Source organism: Clostridium sp. CAG:43 (genome assembly GCF_000434655.1).
GTDB classification, from domain to species: domain Bacteria; phylum Bacillota; class Clostridia; order Lachnospirales; family Lachnospiraceae; genus Otoolea; species Otoolea fessa.
This window is the reverse complement of the sequence record NZ_FR895107.1, coordinates 31,930-34,944: the sequence shown is the minus strand read 5'-3', so window position 1 is coordinate 34,944 and position 3,015 is coordinate 31,930. Positions and strand designations below refer to the sequence as shown.

Here is a 3,015-nt window from a genome sequence, read left to right as displayed (position 1 = left end):
CATGACCGCCGAATCGGCTGCCATCAGAGTACGGTAGGTATCCTCCGAGAAATCCTGATGTCCTGGTGTATCCAGGATATTGATGCAGAATCCCTCATAATTAAACTGTAATACGGAAGAGGTAACCGAAATACCTCTCTCCTTCTCTATCTCCATCCAGTCAGAAACCGCGTGCTTGGCCGCTTTTCTTCCCTTGACCGTACCAGCCAGGTTGATCGCGCCTCCGTAGAGAAGAAACTTCTCCGTCAGGGTTGTCTTACCAGCATCCGGGTGGGAAATAATGGCGAATGTACGCCGTTTTTTGATCTGCTCCGCTATATTTTCCAAAAATATCTTCCTCCAAACTTACTACCATTCTTTAACTTTGTCTAAACGTATTTATTCTATATTATTTTAAACGAATACGCAAGTCCAAGTTACGGTTCACTCACGCGCGATCGGTAACAGATCTTAAAAACATTTTTCATCTTCTTCTTGATCCTTTTCTTTAAAAAACATATAATCATACTATTAACGTGGATATATAATAAATAGTAACAGTTGAACATATGAAACCGTTGCGATAACTATACAATCAACATTTTATAAGAGCTGTTGATTATTGTAGAGATGCAGGAGATATAAAGGAGTTATTTTATGATTCTAGCTATCGACGTTGGAAACACCAACATTATTATCGGCGTGATCGACGCAAAAAAAACGTATTTTGTAGAACGCATCACGACCACCATCGGAAAACCGAATCTGGAATATGCCGTGGCGCTGAAAAGTATTCTTGAAATTTACCATATTGCCCCAGAGCAACTTGATGGTGCAATCGTCTCCTCGGTTGTTCCGCCGCTTAACCGGACGATTCTTGCCGCCATCCGTAAAATAACGGGGCTAAACGCAATGCTGGTCGGTTCCGGCATGAAAACCGGCTTAAACATCTTGATGGACAACCCGAAATCCGTCGGCAGTGATATGATCGTAAACGCAGTCGGTGCCCTTGCAGAGCATGAACCGCCAATCATCATCATCGAAATGGGAACCGCTACGACCATGTCTGTCATCGACAAAAACGGACGCTATGTCGGCGGCGCGATCCTGCCGGGACTTCGCGTTTCCCTCGACAGCATGAGCGCCAGCACTGCCCAGCTGCCGCGCATCAGCCTCGATACGCCGCGCCGTGTCATTGGCAAAAATACCATAGACTGCATGAGAAGCGGCGTCATATTTGGCAATGCCGCGATGATCGACGGTATGCTGGATCGCATCGAGGAAGAACTCGGAGAGAAAACTTCCATCATCGCCACCGGCGGCATCTCCAAGATTGTCCTGCCGCTCTGTTCGCATACGATCACGTATGATGGGGCGCTGTTGATGAAGGGATTACTACATTTATATGAAAAAAACAGGAGAACCGAATAATCAAAAAGGCTGTCTCTCGGCAGATGCATCTATATGATACATTCTGATGGGAGACAGCCTTTTCACCACAGTTTATTATGCTGACATCTATTTATTACCGGTCACGGTCACAGCAGCATTTATTTTACAACCTTCAGCTTCATATTCTCTTTCTCAATCCGATCCAGCTTCTCGCCGTCCAGACGGAGTGCAAATCCAAACGGATTTACCACGATTCCATTCACGTAATCCAGATATTTTTTCAGATCGCGGAAGCGGACTTCCATTGCTCCAAACTGGTGTTTACGGTCAAATTTGCCAAATTCTACTAAATCCGTAAATGCCGGGTAATAGCGTACACCCTTTCCGGTGGTCAGAACCGGCACTGCCGTCGTCTTCTGCGGGTCAGCAACCGGAACCAGCAGACGCGCACCGTAAAGCTCTTTGCACATCAGATCCTGCATCTGTGGGAATGCCTGGTGCTGTACCAGTGCCTGATAGAACTGATTTGCAGAACGGACCAGGGACGGGTTCATCACGATCTCGGATGTATCCTTTGGTTTCTCGATGATGCTGAACAGCGACATGGACATATGATTTTCCTGTCCCTTGTCGATCACAACTGCCTCAAAACCGCTGCGGTAGAGGTCGTTGAAAAAGGAAATACGCTGTAATGGGCGGATCTCCAGTACCTTCGTCTCTACGCCGACCATCTCCAGCCCTTTCACGAACTCATCTGCATACTCGCGGCTGGTGTAAAGGAAAGCAGCCGCCTTGCCGTTCTCTGCACCCAGGAAGAAGTTTTTCGTCGCATGGACAGTCACAACAAACAGTCCCGGCTCTCTCTGAAGCAGCTCCAGAACCTCTCCCATCACTTTTTTATCTGCTTTATCCTGATGTTCTTTCATCAGCTCACGTAATTTCTCCATTTGAATTCCTCCGGCTCTTTTTATCATGCGCGAGGCTCAATCCGCCTGCGCCTGTCTTTTCTACTCTGTCTGCTGTCCATGACTGCCTGAGTGTCGCATCGCCAAGCTGCCTTTATCACTATATCAGATGGAATACTCCACTCAACCCCAGTTCAGATAACAGTCATCTGCTTGATTTTCAGATTCTTTTTGCAGACTATATCTTCTATATTCTAACACAGAGCCGCCAAACAATCAATCAGAAGAATCTCACACAATCCCTATAACACAATCCCTATCAACATTCAGCTCAAATAATGCTTCATGCTTTTTAACGCACTCTTCTCCAGCCGTGACACCTGCGCCTGCGAAATATGGATTTCTTCGGCAACCTCCGTCTGGGTCTTTCCCTCAAAAAAGCGCATATCAATAATGCGGCGTTCCCGGTCCGGCAGGCGCTGCATCGCCTCCCCCAGCGACAGATCCTCGACCCAATGTTCCTCTGAATTTTTCTTGTCACTGAGCTGATCCATCACGTAGAGCGGATCGCCGCCGTCCGTATAGACCGGTTCGTACAGGCTGACCGGGCTCTGAATAGCATCGAGCGCATACGCTATCTCCTCTTTGCTGACTCCCAATTCTTTGGCAATCTCGCAGAGTGTCGGCTCCTTTGACTGCTTTTTCAGCAGATTTTCACGGGTATAGATCGCTTTGTATG

At 47.3% G+C, this 3,015-nt stretch carries 4 protein-coding genes; 1 reads left to right on the top strand and 3 read right to left on the bottom strand.

Annotated features, from left to right (window positions below; translation table 11 throughout):
- On the bottom strand, window positions 1-327 hold a 327-nt coding region (locus tag QVO97_RS10235; RefSeq protein WP_288189616.1), incomplete at its 3' end, for a GTP-binding protein.
- A 309-nt stretch (window positions 328-636) separates the two neighbouring features.
- On the opposite strand from QVO97_RS10235, the gene QVO97_RS10230 reads away from it, so the two are divergent.
- Entirely contained in the window at window positions 637-1,410 is a 774-nt protein-coding gene (locus QVO97_RS10230; protein WP_022360226.1) for a type III pantothenate kinase, read from the top strand.
- Between the two features lie 119 nt (window positions 1,411-1,529).
- On the opposite strand, the gene QVO97_RS10225 is transcribed toward QVO97_RS10230, so the two are convergent.
- Both QVO97_RS10225 and QVO97_RS10220 read right to left on the bottom strand, forming a co-directional pair.
- Window positions 1,530-2,318, bottom strand: a complete 789-nt coding sequence (locus QVO97_RS10225; protein WP_022360225.1) for an SseB family protein — start codon at window positions 2,316-2,318, stop codon at window positions 1,530-1,532.
- Window positions 2,319-2,602: 284 nt separating this feature from the next.
- Window positions 2,603-3,015, bottom strand: a 413-nt coding sequence (locus QVO97_RS10220; protein WP_288189614.1) for a sigma-70 family RNA polymerase sigma factor, incomplete at its 5' end; no start/stop codon positions are given.

Bases quoted from the DNA above. Each gene is read 5' to 3' on its own strand.
- QVO97_RS10230 (WP_022360226.1), top strand. From the start codon at position 637: ATGATTCTAGCTATCGACGTTGGAAACACCAACATTATTATCGGCGTG.
- QVO97_RS10225 (WP_022360225.1), bottom strand. From the start codon at position 2,318: ATGGAGAAATTACGTGAGCTGATGAAAGAACATCAGGATAAAGCAGAT.